Origin of the sequence: Kocuria marina (assembly GCA_014652975.1) — a bacterium.
GTDB classification, from domain to species: domain Bacteria; phylum Actinomycetota; class Actinomycetes; order Actinomycetales; family Micrococcaceae; genus Kocuria; species Kocuria marina.
Genome location: BMZV01000006.1, coordinates 15120 through 30596, shown reverse-complemented (window position 1 = coordinate 30596; position 15477 = coordinate 15120). Strand labels below are relative to the sequence as shown.

16 protein-coding genes and 1 tRNA gene are annotated in these 15477 nt (G+C 69.6%); 10 read left to right on the top strand and 7 right to left on the bottom strand.

Annotated features, from left to right (window positions below; translation table 11 throughout):
- The first annotated feature begins 10 nt into the window (after positions 1-10).
- Complete coding sequence (locus IE157_RS11515) at positions 11-595, top strand: hypothetical protein (RefSeq protein WP_064846286.1); 585 nt, start codon at positions 11-13, stop codon at positions 593-595.
- Between the two features lie 519 nt (positions 596-1114).
- Here the strand turns inward: IE157_RS11515 and IE157_RS11510 are convergent.
- The 4 genes from IE157_RS11510 to tmk all read right to left on the bottom strand — a co-directional run bounded on the left by IE157_RS11510 (position 1115) and on the right by tmk (position 4680).
- A tRNA-Thr gene (locus tag IE157_RS11510) sits at positions 1115-1190 on the bottom strand.
- A gap of 126 nt (positions 1191-1316) precedes the next feature.
- Positions 1317-2885, bottom strand: a complete 1569-nt coding sequence (locus IE157_RS11505) for an alpha/beta hydrolase (RefSeq protein ID WP_064846285.1) — start codon at positions 2883-2885, stop codon at positions 1317-1319.
- A gap of 14 nt (positions 2886-2899) precedes the next feature.
- Positions 2900-4027 (bottom strand): DNA polymerase III subunit delta', encoded by a 1128-nt coding sequence (locus IE157_RS11500; protein ID WP_193520040.1) that lies wholly within the window; start codon positions 4025-4027, stop codon positions 2900-2902.
- The gene (tmk, locus tag IE157_RS11495) at positions 4024-4680 is read right to left on the bottom strand and encodes a dTMP kinase (protein WP_064846283.1); all 657 of its coding nucleotides are present in this window, start codon (positions 4678-4680) and stop codon (positions 4024-4026) included. The genes IE157_RS11500 and tmk overlap by 4 nt, the downstream gene beginning before the upstream one ends.
- A 93-nt stretch (positions 4681-4773) precedes the next feature.
- Here tmk and IE157_RS11490 point away from each other — a divergent pair, with 93 nt between their 5' ends.
- Positions 4774-5904 carry a trans-sulfuration enzyme family protein gene (locus IE157_RS11490; RefSeq protein WP_064846282.1) on the top strand — a complete coding sequence of 377 codons (1131 nt, stop codon included), beginning with the start codon at positions 4774-4776 and terminating at the stop codon, positions 5902-5904.
- A 9-nt stretch (positions 5905-5913) separates the two neighbouring features.
- Positions 5914-6264 (top strand): DUF2516 family protein, encoded by a 351-nt coding sequence (locus IE157_RS11485; RefSeq protein ID WP_193520039.1) that lies wholly within the window; start codon positions 5914-5916, stop codon positions 6262-6264.
- A gap of 78 nt (positions 6265-6342) precedes the next feature.
- Here the strand turns inward: IE157_RS11485 and IE157_RS11480 are convergent, their stop codons facing one another.
- Positions 6343-7158: a class I SAM-dependent methyltransferase gene (locus IE157_RS11480; RefSeq protein WP_064846280.1), complete on the bottom strand. Its 816-nt coding sequence runs from the start codon at positions 7156-7158 to the stop codon at positions 6343-6345.
- A 68-nt stretch (positions 7159-7226) separates the two neighbouring features.
- Here IE157_RS11480 and IE157_RS11475 point away from each other — a divergent pair, with 68 nt between their 5' ends.
- Positions 7227-7985, top strand: coding sequence for a phosphoglyceromutase (locus IE157_RS11475; RefSeq protein WP_193520038.1), 759 nt, complete (start codon positions 7227-7229; stop codon positions 7983-7985).
- Between the two features lie 195 nt (positions 7986-8180).
- Here the strand turns inward: IE157_RS11475 and phoU are convergent, their stop codons facing one another.
- Positions 8181-8879, bottom strand: a complete 699-nt coding sequence (phoU, locus tag IE157_RS11470; protein ID WP_064846278.1) for a phosphate signaling complex protein PhoU — start codon at positions 8877-8879, stop codon at positions 8181-8183.
- Positions 8880-9112: 233 nt separating this feature from the next.
- Between phoU and IE157_RS11465 the strand changes: the two genes are divergently transcribed.
- Together IE157_RS11465 and IE157_RS11460 are read left to right on the top strand one after the other, a co-directional pair.
- On the top strand, positions 9113-10300 hold the full coding sequence (locus IE157_RS11465) for a sensor histidine kinase (protein ID WP_064846277.1): 1188 nt from the start codon (positions 9113-9115) through the stop codon (positions 10298-10300).
- Positions 10301-10311: 11 nt separating this feature from the next.
- On the top strand, positions 10312-10977 hold the full coding sequence (locus IE157_RS11460; protein ID WP_241247156.1) for a winged helix-turn-helix domain-containing protein: 666 nt from the start codon (positions 10312-10314) through the stop codon (positions 10975-10977).
- Between the two features lie 164 nt (positions 10978-11141).
- Here the strand turns inward: IE157_RS11460 and IE157_RS11455 are convergent, their stop codons facing one another.
- Positions 11142-11681 (bottom strand): hypothetical protein, encoded by a 540-nt coding sequence (locus IE157_RS11455; RefSeq protein WP_082943372.1) that lies wholly within the window; start codon positions 11679-11681, stop codon positions 11142-11144.
- 300 nt (positions 11682-11981) lie between these two features.
- On the opposite strand from IE157_RS11455, the gene IE157_RS11450 reads away from it, so the two are divergent.
- The 4 genes from IE157_RS11450 to cysS all read left to right on the top strand — a co-directional run bounded on the left by IE157_RS11450 (position 11982) and on the right by cysS (position 15441).
- A complete protein-coding gene (locus IE157_RS11450; protein WP_064846759.1) occupies positions 11982-12467 on the top strand; it encodes a CarD family transcriptional regulator in 486 nt (161 codons plus the stop codon).
- An 18-nt stretch (positions 12468-12485) separates the two neighbouring features.
- Entirely contained in the window at positions 12486-13334 is an 849-nt protein-coding gene (locus IE157_RS11445) for an IspD/TarI family cytidylyltransferase (protein ID WP_312796381.1), read from the top strand.
- Positions 13327-13860 carry a 2-C-methyl-D-erythritol 2,4-cyclodiphosphate synthase gene (gene ispF / locus IE157_RS11440; RefSeq protein WP_193520037.1) on the top strand — a complete coding sequence of 178 codons (534 nt, stop codon included), beginning with the start codon at positions 13327-13329 and terminating at the stop codon, positions 13858-13860. Before IE157_RS11445 ends, ispF begins: the two co-directional genes overlap by 8 nt.
- A 138-nt stretch (positions 13861-13998) precedes the next feature.
- On the top strand, positions 13999-15441 hold the full coding sequence (gene cysS / locus IE157_RS11435) for a cysteine--tRNA ligase (protein WP_193520036.1): 1443 nt from the start codon (positions 13999-14001) through the stop codon (positions 15439-15441).
- The last annotated feature ends 36 nt before the right edge of the window (positions 15442-15477 follow it).

Here is a 15477-nt window from a genome sequence, read left to right as displayed (position 1 = left end):
AGGGGTATCGGTGGGTTTCTTCAGCGACTACAGGGCCACGCGCCGCGACGAACGTGAACTGGGCGAGGGCGTCTGGCGCCGGGCCCACGACCGCTTCAAGCGCGGCCTGGACCGCTACCACCAGATCCTGGAATCCGTGCGCGACCCCGAACTGCGCGCCGCCGCCGTGCCGGTGGCCAACGACCTCGCGGACCTGTTGCCCAGGGTGCGCGCCGTGTGCATGGAGGCGCACGTGCGCGCCCCATCGCGCTCGCAGGACATCCCGCACTCCACGGACGGTTACCTCTCGGACGTGCACCGGCAGCTCTCCCGGGCCGGCAATTCCATGGCCCAGGCCGCGGAGGCGCTCACCATGGCGCGGTTCGCCGCGGGTTCCCATGCCCATTCGTTCGCGTCGGGTATGGCGGGGGAGGGGACGTCGGGTCTCGTGGGTGAGCCAGGTTCCGGGGGCGACGCCGCTGGGTCCCCCGAGCAGCTCTCGGCACCATCGCAGGGTGTGAGCGCCATCCAACGCCGCTCAACGGTCGTGACGGAGTACGTAACTGCGGCGGAGCGGCTGCTCGGTGAGCATGCGGAGCACTCGCCGGAGGATTGAGGGTCCCACCGGGTAACGGGTGTGTGATCGGATCCGTTACGTCTCTCGGGATGGTTGACGTTCCCCTGGGTGGTTGACGTTCACATCGGATGAGCGGTGTCTCAGAGGTATTGCACCCTCAGCGCACCCGATGCCCGCAGGCAACAAATGTGGGTGTGGACGGTGGCGTCTCAGGCTCGGGAGGGGCTCCGGGGGTTCCCCTTGCCCGTCGGTCGTGGATCTCGGCCGATTGAAGGAACCCCCGGGGCGCCATGGTGTCCCCTGTTCTGGATCATTGGGCAGCCAGAGCCACAACGTCCTGACACATATGTTATGGAACAGCGTTGTGTTTAGGAAGTGTTGCGCGAAATCGTTGCCAATATGTCACCGGCGTAAGGACCCACAGGCCTGAAACCACAGATGCCGGCCGACGGAGGGCGGGTGGCAGGGGCCAGCCGCACTAAACAGGGAGCAGGCGCGGAAATGACGATCCCCGCCCTCCGCGCAGCAGGTCCTGCCGGGGAGAACGGGGATGGTCCATGGAGCCGCCTGCCGGAATCGAACCGGCGACCTATTCATTACGAGTGAATCGCTCTACCGACTGAGCTAAGGCGGCGTGACCGGGACCATTGCGGCCCAGATGCACCCGGAAACAGTATCAGATCGGGCCGGAACACCACCAATCACGGATCACCCGGGTACAGGGGCCGGTGGCCGCGTGGATGGCACCCGGCGGCGGGCCTCAGTCACCGCACGTGGCACCCTCGTCCGGCAGGGTGCCGTCCAGGAGGTAGTCGTCCACGGCGCGGGTCACGCAGGGGTTGCCGGAGGTGTAGGCGGTGTGCCCGTATCCCTCGTGGGTGAGCAGACGGGCGTCGCCCATCTGCTGCTGCAGGGAATGGGCCCACGGATACGGGGTGGCGGGATCGTGGGTCGTGCCGATCACCAGGGTGGGAGTCTCCAGATCCGCCCGATACGTGTCCAAGGGCTTGACGGGCTTGTCCGGCCAGCCCTGGCACGCGGCCGCACCATAACCCAGGTAGGGACCGAACGTGGGGGCCTGCTGGGTCATCTCACGGGCCGCCCGGGCCATCTGTTCGTCCGTGACGTCGTTGGACACCGTGTCCAGGCAGGAGACCGCCGTGAACGCCATGGACACGTTGGACGTGTACTTCCCGGAGGGTTCACGCCCGTGGTTGGAGTCGGAGAACGCCATGAGCGCGTCCAGGTTGCCGTCCAGGGCCTGCTGCAGGGCGGAGTTCAGCTGCGGGTACGAGGCGGTCGAGTAGAGGGGGACCAGGATCCCCTCGATCGCATTGGTCGGCGTCACGGAGCGTCCGTCCGAGACCGTGGGGCGGTCCTGGGCCACCGAGCGCAACATGCGCTGGATGGTGGCCATCCCCGCGTCCACGTCCGCGCCGGCCACGGCGCAGTCGTTGTTCGTCTCCTGGCAGTCGGCCACGAAGTGGCGCAGGTTGTCCTCGAAGCCCTTGGCCTGCGCGAGCGTGGTGGCGCGATCGTCCAGGGTGGGGTCCACGGCGCCGTCCAACACCATGCGCCCGGCACGCTGGGGGAACAGGTGCGCGTACGTGGCGCCGATCTCGGTGCCGTAGGAGAACCCCAGGTAGTGGGTCGCGGGCTGGTCCAGGACGGCGCGCAGGACGTCCAGGTCCCGGGCCACGCTCTGGGTGTCCATGTGGGAGACCACGGCCGAGGAGTGCTCGTGGCACTTCTCACCGATCTCCCGGGAGCTCTGCCGCACCTCGTCCAGGGACTGCCGGCGCGGGTCGAAGGCCGGTTCGGAACGCCACTGGTCCATCTCCGGATCCGTGAGACAGCGGATCCCGTCCGAACGGTCCACACCGCGGGGGTCGAACCCCACGAGGTCGTACTTCCTGCGCACCTCCTTGGCCGTGAAGTAGTCTGCGGAGCCCATCATGTCCACGCCGGATCCGCCCGGCCCGCCGGGGTTGAGGAACAGGGCACCCGCGGGGGAGGAGCCGGTGGCCTTCAACCGGGCGATCTCCACGGTGGTGTCACCGGCGGAGGGGTTCGCGTAGTCCACGGGGACCGTGATGCTCGCGCACTCCAGACCGCTCGGGAACTGTTGCCGTTCGGAGGTCTTGGTGCACTCCCGCCACTGCGGCGTCTGGGTGTAGTAGGACGTCAGCGCGGAGTCCACGCCGGAGGTGACGTCCGGGTCCGCGCTGCCCCGGGCGCCGGACTCCCGGGAGGGATCGGCGCACGCGGTCAAGGCCAGCGCGGCGGTGCACAGCAGGACGGCCAGGCGGCGGGGGAGGGAACGGTTCACGGGGTCCTCTCGGCTCAGACGATGGCCACCATCATGGCCTCGAACGCGAGTTGTGCGCTGACGTTGGTGCGGATGCGGCGCCGGGTCTCGCTGATCACGTCGATCTTGTGCAAGGTGTGCTCGGCGGTGGTGTTGGTCGCGTACCCGTGGATCTGCTCACCCAGGTGCTGGTTGATCAGGACCGTCCCGGTGTCGAGCTGAACGCTCAGCACGTCCCGGTAGAACGTGGTGAGGTCGATCAGGAAGCGGTCCAGGGTGTCGGTCTGGATGCGCCGGGAGCGTCGCTTCTGATCGGCTTCGAGCCGGTTGAGGGCACCCCGGATGGCGGGTGGCACACGGCCGGTTTCGGGGGCACCCATGGCCGCGAGCAACTGCGCGCGTTCCTCGTTGTTGCGGGCCTCGGCGTCCGCGGTGGACTCGTCCACGGCGAGGCGGTGCAAGCGGTCCGCGGCCTTGACCGCCCGGGTCACCCCGTGCATGGATAGCGGCAGGGAGACGACCTCCTGGCGGCGGGTGCGGGCGTCGTCGTACAGGGCGAGTCGCGTGGCCACGCCCACGTGGCACTGGGACAACCGCGCGCACTCGATGGCGCGCTGCTCCGGGACCCCGTGCCGGGCCACGAGCAACCGGGCGACGTCCTCGGGGGACGGGACCTTGAGGGTCACGGGGCGGCAGCGGGAACGGATGGTCACGAGCACGTCCATGGGGGAGGGGGCGCACAACAACCAGATGGTGTGCGGAGGGGGTTCCTCGATGCTCTTGAGCATCACGTTGGAGGTGCGCTCGGTCATCCGGTCGGCGTCCTCGACGATCATGATCCGCCACGAGCCCACGGAGGGCCGATCCTGCGCCTTGACCACGAGCTCGCGGGCTTCCTCGATGCTGATCTGCGGGTTCTCCGTGACGAAATGGGTCACGTCCGCGTGGGTCCCGGCGAACGCCGTGCGACACGCGTGGCACGTGCCGCAGCCCGTGCCGTGCTCGCACAACAGCGCTGCGGCCAGGGCGCGCGCGGCCGTGGAGCGACCGGAGCCCGGGGGCCCGGTGAACAGCCACGCGTGGGTCGGGTCGTTGTCGCGGGCCGCGCGTTGTAACTGCTCCACCACGCGGGGCTGACCGACGACCTCGTCCCACACGCTCACGCGGAAACCTCTGTGCGCTCGGCGAGGATCCCGGTGACCCGGTCCACGATCGCGTCCGTGAGCTCGGCCGCGGGCGCGGACGCGTCCAGGACCAGGTAGCGGGAGGGTGCATGCGCGGCGAGCTCGCGGAAGGCCGCGTTGACGGCGTCGTGGAACGCCCGCGCCTCGGACTCCATGCGGTCCGTGGCCAGGGCGCGCTCGCGGCGTCGGGCCTCGGCGGTGGTCTGGTCCACGTCCAACAGCACGGTGAGCTCCGGGACGAGACCCTGCACGGCCCACCGGTTCAGTTCGAGCACGCGTTCGGTGCCCAGCCCGCGTCCCGCCCCCTGGTACGCCACGGAGGAGTCCACGAACCGGTCGCAGATCACGACCTCCCCGCGCTCGAGGGCGGGGCGGATCCTGCGCGCCACGTGGTCCGCGCGCGCGGACGCGAACAACAGTGCCTCGGTCACCGCGGACACCGGCGCGTGGGAGGGATCGAGCACGAGCGCGCGCACAGATTCCGCGAGGGGTGTGCCCCCGGGCTCGCGCGTGGGCGTCACGGTACGACCGTCGCGGCGCAGGGCGGCCACGAGCGCCGCAGCCTGGGTGGACTTCCCGGCGCCGTCACCGCCTTCGAACACGATGAGGGCCCCGCGCGCTGATTGCTTCACGCCCCCACTGTAGCGATCGCACCCGACAGCTACAGCGGTGCCGTGGGCGTCCACAGGACGGGCCGCACGGCGCCGCGGGATTAGGCTGGAGCAATGCGTAAAGACACCGTGGTGGTCGCCGGCGGCCGCCCCGACCACGAACACGACGCGCCCGTGAACCCGCCCGTGGTGCTGACCTCCACCTACCGGGGCACCGGGGAGCTCGACCCCGCGGACCGCACCTACGCTCGGCTGACCAACCCCACGTGGGAGGCGTTCGAGGACGTCCTGGCCCAGCTCGAGGAGGCCCCGTGCCCCGCGCTGTCCTACGCGTCCGGGCTCGCCGCGATCACCGCGGTGCTCACCCTCGTGCCCGTGGGCGGCACGCTCGTGCTGCCGCGCCACAGCTACCAGGGCAGCGTGGCGCTCGCGCACACATGGCAGGAGCGCGGCATCTTCACGGTGCGCACCGTGGACATCACGGACACCGAGGCCACCTCCGCGGCACTCGACGGCGCGGACATGCTCTGGGTCGAGAGCCCCACCAACCCCATGCTCGAGATCGCGGACGTGCCCGCACTCGTGCGCGCCGCACGGGAAAAGGGGGTGCTCACGTGCGTGGACAACACGTTCGCCACGCCCCTGCTGCAGCGTCCCCTGGGCGTGGGGGCGGATCTGGTGGTGCATTCCGCGACCAAGTACATCGCCGGTCACTCGGACGTGTTGATGGGTGCGGTGCTGTGCGCCACGCCCGAGCTGCGGCAACGCCTGCATTCCCAGCGATCTCTCGAGGGCGGGATCCCCGGCCCCTTCGAAGCGTGGCTCGCGCTGCGCGGCGTGCGTACCCTCGCGGTGCGCGTGGAACGTTCCATGGCCACCGCCGCGGAACTGGCCCGCCGGCTCGAGGCCCACCCCGCCGTGGCCCACGTGCGCTACCCGGGCCTCGCGTCCGATCCCGGCCACGAGCGCGCCACCGCGCAATTGCAGGGCGGTTTCGGTTCGGTGATCTCGGTGGTCCCCCACGGCGACGTCGCTGCGGCCGAACGTCTCCTGACGGACCTTCGCGTGTGGACCCCCGCCACGTCCCTGGGCGGGGTGGAGTCCTTGATCGAGCGGCGTCGTCGCCACCACGACGAACCGGAGACCGTCCCCGAGAACCTGCTGCGCCTGTCCGTGGGGATCGAGAACGTGGAGGACCTCTGGGAGGACCTCCGGGCCGGACTCGACGCGCTCGCGGATCGATAGACTGACCCCGTGACTTCCATTCCTTGGGCCATCGTTCTGGCGAACTACCTGGACTACGCCATCACCCTGGTGGTGGCCGTCCTCGCGCTGCTCGCGGTGTTCGACTGCTTGCGGCGTTCGGCGGTGCAGTTCGAACGCGCGTGGAAGCGGACCAAGACGTTCTGGCTCGCCCTGACAGGTGGCGCCGCGGTGGTGTCCGTGTTCAGTGCAGTGTTCTCCACCCTCACGCTGCTGGCCGTGGGTGTCCCGGGGACCGGCTCGTTGATCCTCATGCTGATCGCCGCGACGATCACCGGGGTGTACCTCGCGGACGTGCGCCCCGCTGTCTCGGGCGAGTCCAAGAACCCCGGGTACAAGTAGTAGGCATTTACCGTTCGAGGTCTCTCCCGGAGCGCATGTCGAGCCACCGTGGGGTCGACCTCCCACGGGCTCGGTGGGTCAGCCCTCGACGCGCCATCCCGGTTCGTCCGGCGCGACCGCGGACCACGGCACCGTGAGTTCCCCGAGCCGCCACCGGTGGGGCCCGTGCAGTACGGGCCACCCGGCGGCGCGCAGGTCCCGGCACATCGCCGTCCAGCGCTGTCGATGACCGAATGGTGACAGGGCCGCGTTGGCCAGCCACGCGGCGTCGGCGGCCGCGAGGAATGCGTGGACCCGCTCGCCCGGGACGTTACGGTGGATCAACGCCTTGGGCAGTCGTGCGGCCACGTCCGAGGGCACGGTGAACGCACCTGGACGCATACTCACGGTGAAGGTGCGGGGGCCCTCCACGGTGCAACATAACCACGTGGCCAGGCGCCCGATCTCGTCGCACGTGCCGTCCATCAGGACCCCGTTCGGCGCGAGCCGCCCGCACGCGAGGTGCCACGCGGCGGGGACCTCTTCCACCGGGTACTGCCGCAGCACGTTGAACGCGCGTACGAAGACCGGGGAGCGTGACCCCGAGGGGATCTCGAAGCCCCCACACCGGAAGGACAGCCCCGGGCGGGTGTGGGGTTGGGCCGCGGCCACCCGGTCCGGGTCGATCTCGATGCCCATGACCTCCACGTCCGGGCGCACCGTGCGCGCCCGCTGCCACAGCTCGACCGCGGTGATCGGGGCCGCCCCGAACCCCAGGTCCACGAGCAGGGGGTCGTATGCCCGGCGCACGAGCGGGGCCAGGACCCCGGTGAGGTACCGGTCCGCGCGCCGGAGGCGGTTCGGGTTCGTGGTCCCGCGGGTGATCGATCCCACGGGGCGGGGCTGGGTTGGCACACCCACACTGTAGTGCGCACGTCACGACACGCGTTCCCTCGGTGGCCCCGGGGTGGGACAATGGCCCCATGGCTAACGATTCCGCTACCCACAAGCTCATCCTGCTGCGCCACGGTCAGTCCGACTGGAATGAGAAGAACCTGTTCACGGGCTGGGTGGACGTCCCGCTCACGGACAGGGGCCGCGCCGAGGCCACCCGCGGCGGTGAACTGATCGCCGAGAACCAGCTGCTGCCGGACGTGGTGCACACGTCCCTGTTGCGCCGCGCCATGAACACCGCCAACCTCGCGCTCGACGCCGCGGACCGCCTCTGGATCCCCGTCAAGCGGTCGTGGCGGCTCAACGAGCGCCACTACGGTGCCCTGCAGGGCAAGAACAAGGCGGAGATCCGCGAGCAGTACGGCGAGGAACAGTTCATGGTCTGGCGCCGTTCCTACGACACCCCGCCGCCCGCCCTGGACGATTCCTCCGAGTGGTCGCAGGCCGGGGATCCCCGCTACGCGGACGTTCCCGACCTGCCCCGCACTGAGTGCCTCAAGGACGTCCTGGAGCGGTTCCTGCCGTACTGGGAGGAGCAGATCGTCCCCGATCTCAAGAGCGGCAGGACGGTCCTCGTGGCCGCGCACGGCAACTCGCTGCGCGCACTCGTCAAGCACCTGGACGGTATCTCGGACGACGACATCGCCGGGCTGAACATCCCCACGGGCATCCCGCTGTACTACGAGCTGGATCAGAACCTCAAGCCCGTGACCCCCGGTGGGCGCTACCTGGACCCGGACGCCGCCGCCGAGTCCATCCAGGCCGTGGCCAACCAGGGCAAGAAGTAACCCTTCTGGCACCGTGACGAATCCCCGGCACACTTCGGTGCCGGGGATTCTCATTGTCGCCGTGTCTCGCGGGGCCGCGTGTACGCCGCCATTCGGAGCGATCGGACGACGCCGCTCGGGCCGGTCCCCGGATGATCCCACCCGGGGCGCGCCGTCACGGGTTCCGGCGGCTCACGCCACCGGGACCCGCACCGCTCACTCGCCGGCGTCGGCGCCGATGTGTCCGTGGCCGGTGGGGTGGCTGTCGGTCGCGGGGGCCCAGTCGCCGGTCACGAGGTAGGAGACCTTGCGGGCCACGGAGACGCCGTGGTCACCGATGCGTTCGAGGTAGCGGGAAGCGAGCGTGACGTCCACCGCGGTGGGCACGGAGGAATCCCAGTCGGGATCCGCGAGCATCTCGAACACCTGCTGGTGCTTGAGGTTCAGCTCGGACTTCAAGGCGAAGATCTGGTCCGCCTCGGAGATGTCCCGGTCCTCGAGCACGGAGATCACGCGTTCGACCAGACGCGCGTCGATGTCGAACATCTCCTCGAAGTGCCCGCGCATGGCCTCGGGCAGGACGGGCTCGGGGAAGCGCAACCGGGCCAGCTGGGCTAGGTGACGGGCCAGGTCGCCCATGCGCTCGAGCGAGGCACTCATACGCAGCGCGCCCACGATCATGCGGAGGTCGGAGGCCACGGGGGACTGCAGGGCCAGGATGTCGATGGAACGCTCATCGAGATCGTTCTGCAGGAAGTCGATGCGAGCGTCGTTGGAGATGACCTCTTCGGCCACCTGGATGTCGGCGTCGAGGAATGCGGTGCGGGCGCTGCCCAATGCCTGCTGCACGAGCGTGGCGATCTGAATCAGCTCCTCACCGACCTGGTGGAGCTCAGCCTGGAAAACCTTACGCACAGGGGGCGTCCTTTCGTTCATGGCAAGTCCTGGTCCGTAGCCTACGCGGGTTGAGTGGGCCGGGTGCCATCGGGATGTCATCGGGGGAGCGGCACGACGAATTCGCACGCGCCCGACCAGGTTCACAGGCTGCCGTGAACGAATCGTCATCCCCAGGTGAACGTTCGTTGAACCGGCCCCCACGGGGCGCGGATCACCGGGGTGCGTCCGGGCGGGCCGTCTAAGCTGACACCGTGAGCGATACGTCGATTGCCCTGCTGGCCGGTTTCATCGGCTTCTTGCTCGGCATCAGCGGGGTGATCGCCGTGCGGGTGAGCCAGCGGCGTCGCCATTCGCTGGCGGACGTCCAGGAACCCACGCTGCCCGAGGGCACCGCGGAGATCCTCGCGGCGCTGGGCCTCGCGTACGTCGTGGTCGACGGCGTGGACGGCGTCGTGCGCGCGTCCCCCGCGTCCTACGCGTACGGGATTGTGCGCGGGCACACGGTGGTGCACCAGGACCTGCTGGAGATGATCCGCAATACGCGCCGCAACGGCGTCGTGGAGGAGAAGCGCCTGGAGCTGACCCGCGGGCAGTTCCAACACGGGTCGATCGTGCTGGACGTGCGGGTCGTGACCATCGCGGACGAGTACATCCTGTTGCTCGCGGACGACCAGACCGAGATCGTGCGCGCCCAGTCCATCCGCACCGACTTCGTGGCCAACGTCTCCCACGAGTTGAAGACGCCCGTGGGCGCCATCAGCCTGTTGTCCGAGGCCATCGAGGACGCCGCGGAGGACCAGGACGCGGTCCGCCACTTCGCCGCGAGCCTGCAGCGCGAGTCCATGAGGCTGAGTGCGCTCGTGCAGGACATCATCGAACTGTCCCGGTTGCAGGCCACGGACGTGGTGGCCAAAGGCACTGCCGTGGATCTCAACCGCGCGGTGCGTGAGGCCGTGGACCGGAACAAACTGGCCGCGGAGGCCAAGAACATCAGCATCAAGGTGGGCGGGCGGATCGAGACCCCCGTGTTCGGGGACCCGGACATGCTCGTGACCGCGGTGCGCAACCTGATCGACAACGCCGTGCGGTACTCCCCGGAGAACACCCGCGTGGGCATCGGCCTGCGGGAGCGGGAGGGGATGGCGCACATCACCGTCACGGATCAGGGCCCCGGCATCACGGAGACCGAGCAGGACAGGATCTTCGAACGTTTCTACCGGGTGGACAGCGCTCGGTCCCGCCAGACCGGGGGTACCGGTCTGGGATTGAGCATCGTCAAACACGTCATGGCGCAGCACGGCGGGGAGGTCTCCGTGTGGTCCCAGCCGGGCCGGGGGTCCACGTTCACCCTCGTGCTGCCGCCCATGGAGGAACCCGAGGACCAGGCGGAGCCCCCGCGCGGAGGGCTGCGTAAACAGCGAGTGGAGGAGCGCGCGTGACCCAGATTCTCATGATCGAGGACGAGGAATCCCTGAGCGACCCGTTGGCGTACCTGCTGGGCCGTGAGGGGTTCGAGGTCACCGTGGTCGCGGACGGGCTCGAGGCCGTGGCGCAGTTCGACCGCACCGGCGCGGACCTCGTCCTGTTGGACCTCATGCTGCCCGGCCAGTCAGGGACCGAGGTCTGCAAACAGATCCGGCAGCGCTCCACGGTCCCGATTATCATGCTCACCGCCAAGGACGCGGAGATCGACAAGGTGCTCGGGTTGGAGCTCGGCGCGGACGACTACGTGACTAAGCCGTATTCGTCGCGCGAACTCGTGGCGCGGATCCGGGCGGTGCTGCGGCGGCATTCCGAACCGGAGGAACTGATCACGGCCACGGTCGCCGCGGGTCCCGTGCGGATGGACGTCGAGCGTCACGTGGTCCACGTGGGCGGGGAGCCGGTGGCCATGCCGCTCAAGGAGTTCGAACTGCTGGAGATGCTGCTGCGCAACGCGGGCCGCGTGCTCACCCGGGGCCAGCTCATCGACCGGGTGTGGGGTTCCGACTATGTGGGGGACACCAAGACCCTGGACGTGCACATCAAGCGGCTGCGTTCCAAGGTGGAACCGGAGCCGTCCGCGCCGCAGCACATCGTGACCGTGCGCGGTCTCGGGTACAAGTTCGAGCCCTGATCCCGACGCCTCCACCGAGCGGCACCCGTATGACGTAAGGAGCGCCCCCTTAGCAGGGTGCGGTTCTTCCGTCTGTACACCGGTCGGAGAAAGCGAGCGCCCGGACCCTCGTGTTCGGGGCCCGGGCGCTCGCTCGCGCCGGTCGGCGTGGGTGGTGTAAGGGGTCAGTGCCCGCCGTGCGCCTCGCCCGCGGGGGCCGGAGTGTTGGAGGGGTTGGCCGGGGTGGACGGTGCGCCGCCGGGGACGAAGGATGCGTAGCGCGGGTAGGTGTGGTCCAGGACGGGGACCTGGGTGGTCTGGTCCTGGTCGTCCGCGGTGAACGTGGTGTCCACCATCAGGCCGGGGTTCGCGCCGGCGCGGTCCAACAGCACGGGCCGGGACTTCTCGAGCACGACCTCCTGGTTGGCGGGGACCTCCACGCTCGCGCGGGCGCCATTGGCGTCCATGGTGACGGTCTCGGTCTGGTCGCCGGTGTTGATCAGGGTGCCCAACACGCGGCCCTCGGAGTTCTCGTCCTCGGCGACGACCAGGATGTTGCGCAGCTGGACGTCACCCAGGTCCATCTGGATCCCGTCCGTCGGGGCGTAGCTGTCCATGGTGGCCTGCGGGCTGATGTACGCGCACCCGCTCACACCGGTCAGGACGGCGAGTGCCGCCGCACCCATTCCGAGGTGCTGCAACTTCTTGTGGGCGGCGTTCTTCACGGCACGAACTCCTCGGGCTCTCTGACAGCGGGTGCAAAATCTGCAGTCAGTCTATCGGTTTGGCCACGGATCGTCTGCATCCGCGCCCCGTTCGTGGCGCGCCCGTGGGCCCGTGGTACGCGCGCTTATGGAGTGACGACGACGCCGCACGGCCGGGTCACGCACACCCGCCCGGGCGCTTCCCGGGTGGCCTCCATAAGGCCCCGTGATGCGGTTCGTGGAGCGGCCACGGACGGGGCTCGCGGAAAGGTGGGCAATCATACACCGTGGTAGACTTGGCGGGCTGAAAGGGGTTTGTGCATGGTTTTTGAGGTTGGCGAAACGGTTGTCTATCCGCACCACGGTGCCGCAACTATCGAGGAGATCAAGACTCGAACCATCAAGGGTGAGGAGAAGATGTATCTCCGGTTGAAGGTCACCCAGGGCGATCTCATGATCGAGGTCCCGGCGGAGAACGTCGATCTCGTGGGTGTGCGGGACGTCGTGGACGAGGAAGGCCTCAAGGAGGTCATCGCGGTCCTGCAGGCCAAGGACGCCGAGGAAGCCTCCAACTGGTCGCGCCGCTACAAGGCCAACCTCGAGAAGCTCGCCTCCGGCGACGTCCTCAAGGTCGCCGAGGTCGTGCGTGATCTGTGGCGCCGCGATCGCGGCAAGGGCCTCTCCGCCGGCGAGAAGCGCATGCTGACCAAGGCCCGCCAGATCCTCACCTCCGAGCTGGCACTGGCCAAGAAGATCGACGAGGAAGAAGCGGAGAAGCGCCTGGACGACATCCTGTCCGCGGCCTGATTCCCGTAGCACGTCTTCGTGTCCCAGATTTCCGACCTCGCGAGCCCGTCCGCCATGGACGGGCTCGCCGTCATTGTCGTGGCCGCCGGTTCCGGCACGCGGCTCGGGTACGGGATGCCCAAGGCGCTCGTCCCCGTGGCCGGTCGACCGATCCTGGAGCACGCGCTTGCCACGGTGTGCGGGACCCTGCCCGGTGCCGCGGTGATCGTGACCGTGCCCGCCGGAGACACGGACCTCACGGCCGTCGCGCGCGCCGCGGGGGCCGCGGCCGTGACCGGGGGTGCCACACGCGCCCAGTCGGTCGCGGCAGCACTGACCGCCCTGCCCGCGGGTGTCACCCACGTCCTGGTGCACGACGCCGCTCGCTGTCTCACCCCGCCCGCCGTCCTCGAGCGGGTGGTCACCGCCCTGCATACGGGTGCACAGGCCGTGGTTCCCGTGACCCCGGTGACCGACACCGTGCGCGGTGTGGACACCCACGGGCGCAGTACCGGGACGGTGGACCGGGCGGGGCTGCGCAGCGTCCAGACACCCCAGGGTTTCGACCGTGCACTGCTCGAACGGGTGAACCGCGCGGCCGGTCTGCTCCCGGACGGCCCACTGGACGCCACGGGGGAGGACCCCCAGCTCGGGCACAGTGTTCGAACGGCAGAGGCGGCCACCACGGTGACGGGCTCCGCAGGGGATCCCGAAGGCATCACGGACGATGCGAGTCTTGTGGAACTGTTCGCCCCCGAACACCCCGTGGAATTCGTGGCCGGGGACGAGGAGTCCTTCAAGATCACCCGTCCCCTGGACCTGGTACTCGCCCACGCGATCGTGCGTGAGCGGGACTCGGCCTGTCCGGCACAATGGCCGCATGACTGACGCAACCCCAGGCCCCGCCGATCCATCGACCCCGGAACCCCAGCCGTACCCCGTTCCGCTCGTGGGGATCGGGGTGGACGTGCACGCGTTCGGCCCGGAGGGCACCCCGCTGTGGATCGCCGGACTCATGTGGCCCGGCGAGCCGGGACTGAGCGGGCACTCGGACGGGGACGTCGTGGCACACGCCGCGGCGGACGCGCTGTTCTCCGCGGCCGGCGTGGGGGACCTGGGAGCGCACTTCGGAACGGACCGCCCGGAGTTCGCCGGGGCCTCGGGGTGTCGGATCCTCTCGGAGGCAGTGCGGATCGTGACCGAGGCCGGCTTCCGGGTGGGCAATGTCTCCGTCCAGCTCGTGGGCGACCGGCCCAAGTTCTCCCCTCGGCGGGACGAGGCCGCCGCGGTGCTCACGGAAGCGGCTGGCGCGCCGGTGCACCTGAGCGCGACCACCACGGACGCTCTGGGGCTCACGGGCCGGGGCGAGGGTCTCGCGGCGATCGCCACCGCGATCGTGTTCCCGCACGGCTGAGCTCAAACGGGCGGCGACCGAGCCCACCGGCCGCAACCCAGCAGACCGGTCGAGTCCACCGGGGGAGCCCGCCAGTAGTGCCGGCCGACCGAACCCGCCCGCCGCGAGCGTGCGGCGCCACCCCGTTAGACTGGCAGGGTGACTTTGCGCTTCTACGACACCGCTTCCGCGACCGTCAAGGACTTCGTCCCCGTGCGACCCGGCGAGGCGGGCCTCTACTACTGCGGTGCCACGGTGCAGGGCGCACCGCACATCGGCCACGTGCGTTCCGCGCTCGTGTTCGACATCCTGGCCCGCTGGCTGCGCTTCCGTGGCTACGAGGTCACCACGGTGCGCAACGTGACGGACATCGACGACAAGATCCTGGCCAACGCGCACGCCTCGTTCGAGAACGACTACCAGGGTGACCACCCGCGCGAACCATGGTGGGCGCTGGCCTACCGGTTCGAGGGTGTGTTCGGGCGGGCCTACTCCGCGCTCGGTATCGAGGCCCCCACGTACGAACCCCGGGCCACGGGCCACGTCCCGGAGATGCACTCGCTGATCCAGGAGCTGATCGACGCCGGGCACGCGTACCCCGCACTCGACGATTCCGGCGACGTCTACTTCGACGTCCGTTCGTGGCCCCGCTACGGCGAACTCACCCGGCAACGCGTGGAGGACATGCAGGACGCCCCGGACGCCGATCCCCGCGGCAAGCGCGATCCCCGCGACTTCGCGCTGTGGAAGGGACACAAGGAGGGCGAGCCCGCCACGGCGTCGTGGGATTCCCCGTGGGGCCGCGGCCGCCCCGGCTGGCACCTGGAGTGCTCGGCCATGGCCCACAAATACCTGGGCGCGCACTTCGACATCCACGGCGGCGGCCTAGACCTGCGTTTCCCGCACCACGAGAACGAGCTCGCCCAGTCCACCGCGGCGGGCCGCCCGTTCGCCAACTTCTGGCTGCACAACGGGCTCGTGACGTACGAGGGCGAGAAGATGTCCAAGTCAATCGGCAACACGGTCTCCCCGGCGAGCATGCTCGCGGAAGCACGGCCGCTCGCCGTGCGCTACTACCTGGGCCAGGCCCACTACCGTTCCGTGCTGGACTACCGGCCCACGTCCCTGCGGGAGGCCACCGCCGCCGTCGAGCGCGTGGAAGCCGTCCTCGCGGCCGCGCAGCATTCCGGACTCAGCGTGTCCTGGGAGCACACGGATGTGCCTGAGGAGTTCGTCGCGGTCATGGACGACGACCTCAACGTGCCCCGCGCGCTCGCGGTGCTGCACGAGACGGTGCGCGCGGCCAACACGGCTCTCTCGGGCCCGGAGGCCGCGACCGCCCAGCCGCTCGTCTCCGCGATCGCGGGCATGTCCGACGTCCTGGGATTGCTCCCCTTGATGAGTCTCGACGGCGCTCGGGACGCCGACGGCGCCGAGCACCGCGCGCTCGACTCCCTCGTCCAGGACCTGCTGGCCCAGCGTGCCGCCGCGCGTGAGGCGAAGGACTGGGCGCTCGCGGACCGGATCCGGGACCAGCTGGCCGCTGCCAGCGTCGTCGTGAAGGACGGCGCCCGGGGGTCCGAGTGGTCCGTGGGGGGATGAGCCTGGCCTAAACTGGAGCCAGATCGCCGACCACCC

Bases quoted from the DNA above. Each gene is read 5' to 3' on its own strand.
- IE157_RS11450 (WP_064846759.1), top strand. From the start codon at position 11,982: ATGGTTTTTGAGGTTGGCGAAACGGTTGTCTATCCGCACCACGGTGCC.
- IE157_RS11475 (WP_193520038.1), top strand. From the start codon at position 7,227: ATGGCTAACGATTCCGCTACCCACAAGCTCATCCTGCTGCGCCACGGT.
- IE157_RS11460 (WP_241247156.1), top strand. From the start codon at position 10,312: ATGATCGAGGACGAGGAATCCCTGAGCGACCCGTTGGCGTACCTGCTG.
- ispF (WP_193520037.1), top strand. From the start codon at position 13,327: ATGACTGACGCAACCCCAGGCCCCGCCGATCCATCGACCCCGGAACCC.
- IE157_RS11490 (WP_064846282.1), top strand. From the start codon at position 4,774: ATGCGTAAAGACACCGTGGTGGTCGCCGGCGGCCGCCCCGACCACGAA.